The organism is Actinotalea sp. C106, from assembly GCF_023630195.1.
Lineage (GTDB): Bacteria > Actinomycetota > Actinomycetes > Actinomycetales > Cellulomonadaceae > Actinotalea.
Genome location: NZ_JALPKN010000432.1, coordinates 1 through 1,876, shown reverse-complemented (window position 1 = coordinate 1,876; position 1,876 = coordinate 1). Strand labels below are relative to the sequence as shown.

Below are 1,876 nucleotides of genomic sequence, written 5' to 3'. Positions count from 1 at the left end.
AAGGGCCCGCTCACCGGCGCCCGCCAGGTTTCGGTCGACGGCTCGGCGCCCTCGGCCCTGGGCCGCGCCCGGGTCGACACCCCCCTCTCCCTGGGCGTGCGCGCCCTGGACACCATGGTCACCGCGGGCCGCGGCCAGCGCCTGGGCCTGTTCGCCGGCTCCGGTGTCGGCAAGTCGAGCCTGCTGTCCATGGTCGCCCGAGGCACCGACGCCGAGATCTCGGTCATCGCCCTGGTCGGGGAGCGCGGCCGTGAGGTCCGCGAGTTCCTCGAGGACGACCTCGGCCCCGAGGGCCTGGCCCGCAGCGTCGTCGTGGTCGCCACGTCGGACGAGCCGCCGCTGGTCCGCCTGCGCGCGGCCTTCGTCGCGACCAGCATCGCCGAGGGCTTCCGGGCCGAGGGCCGCGACGTCGTGCTGATGATGGACTCGCTGACCCGCGTGGCCATGGCCCAGCGCGAGATCGGCCTCTCGGTCGGCGAGCCCCCCGCGACCCGCGGCTACCCGCCGTCGACCTTCTCCCTGCTCGCCCGGCTCCTCGAGCGGGCCGGCACCGCCGAGCGCGGCTCGGTGACCGGCATCTACACCGTGCTCGTGGACGGCGACGACCACAACGAGCCCATCGCCGACGCTGCCCGGTCCATCCTCGACGGTCACGTCGTGCTGACCCGCGAGCTCGCGGTCGCCGGGCACTTCCCGAGCATCGACGTGCTCGCCTCCGTCTCCCGCGTAGCCGGCCGGGTCACCTCGGCCGACCAGCGCGAGGCCGCCGTCGTGCTCCGCCAGGTCATGGCGGCCCGACGTCGGGCCCAGGACCTGCTCGACGTCGGCGCCTACGTGGCCGGCAGCAACGCCCTGGTCGACGCCGCGGTGCAGCACGCCGGCGCGATCGACGCCTTCCTCCAGCAGCCCCTCGACCAGACCGCCGAGCCCGAGGACTCCTGGGCCCGGCTCGCGGGACTCGTCCGAGCGATCGGGGGTCAGTGATGGCCCGGGCCTTCCGCCTCGGCGGTCTGCTGCGCCTGCGCAAGCTCCAGGAGGAGCAGGCCGAGGCCGAGGCCGCCCGTGCCAACGCCGAGCGTCGTGCTGCGGACAAGCGCCGCTACGACACCGCCGTGATGCTCGCCGGAGCAGCCCTGCCCGACGAGGGCGACGAGCTGACCTGGCGCGCCGCCATCGCCGCCCGGGCCGCGCTCACGGGCCTGACCTCGGAGTCCGTCACTGCGGTCGAGGCCGCCCAGGCGCGGGTGCACGAGGCGACCGCCCACTGGGCCGAGGCCAGGGCGCGGGCCACCGCGCTCGAGAAGCTCGAGGACCGGCACTCCGCCGCCCTCCGCACCGAGGAGGACCACGCCGAGCAGCTCGTGCTCGACGAGGCCGCCCTCCGTGGTCGAACCACGACCGACCCACCCATCGAGGGGGAACGATGAGCACGATCATCATGCTTCCGGCACCTGTGCCGACCAGCGGCCGCGGCAGCGGCTCGTCCGGCGCGGGGGCCTCCGGCGCGAGCAGCCCCGGTGACTTCGCGGCGGCCCTCGAGGCCGTCGTCGAGGGCTCGGTGCGCAAGCCCGGCACCCAGCAGCGCGGTCAGCAGGAGGGCGGGGACGCCCAGGCCGCGGCCGACGGCGCCCTCGTCACCGTCGCGCAGATCATCCAGGCCGCGTCCGGGCTGCTCGCCGAGGTCGGCGGCACCGGGCTCGGCACCGCGGTGCCCGCCCCGGGCGTCGAGGGGGCAGTCGCCGGTGAGACCACTGAGGGTGAGACCACCGAGGGCGAGGAGGGCATGGCCCAGGTGCTCGACCTGACCCCCCGCCTCGCCGCAGCCCTCGCTGCCGAGGAGGAGGCCGGCGCCGTGCCCACCCAGCGCGCGGCGACC

Annotated in this window: 3 protein-coding genes; all 3 read left to right on the top strand. The window is 76.1% G+C overall.

The features are described 5' to 3' along the window. Positions 1-984: FliI/YscN family ATPase (locus L0B03_RS17270; RefSeq protein ID WP_250448172.1), on the top strand; the 984-nt coding region annotated here is incomplete at its 5' end. Further along, on the top strand, positions 984-1,427 hold the full coding sequence (locus L0B03_RS17265) for a flagellar export protein FliJ (protein ID WP_250448170.1): 444 nt from the start codon (positions 984-986) through the stop codon (positions 1,425-1,427). The genes L0B03_RS17270 and L0B03_RS17265, both read left to right, overlap by 1 nt. Next, positions 1,424-1,876 (top strand): hypothetical protein (locus tag L0B03_RS17260; RefSeq protein WP_250448168.1); only part of this gene is annotated, 453 nt, incomplete at its 3' end. The genes L0B03_RS17265 and L0B03_RS17260, both read left to right, overlap by 4 nt.

What these genes read in the sequence shown, in the direction of transcription:
- L0B03_RS17265 (WP_250448170.1), top strand. Translation starts at nt 984, where the DNA reads ATGGCCCGGGCCTTCCGCCTCGGCGGTCTGCTGCGCCTGCGCAAGCTC.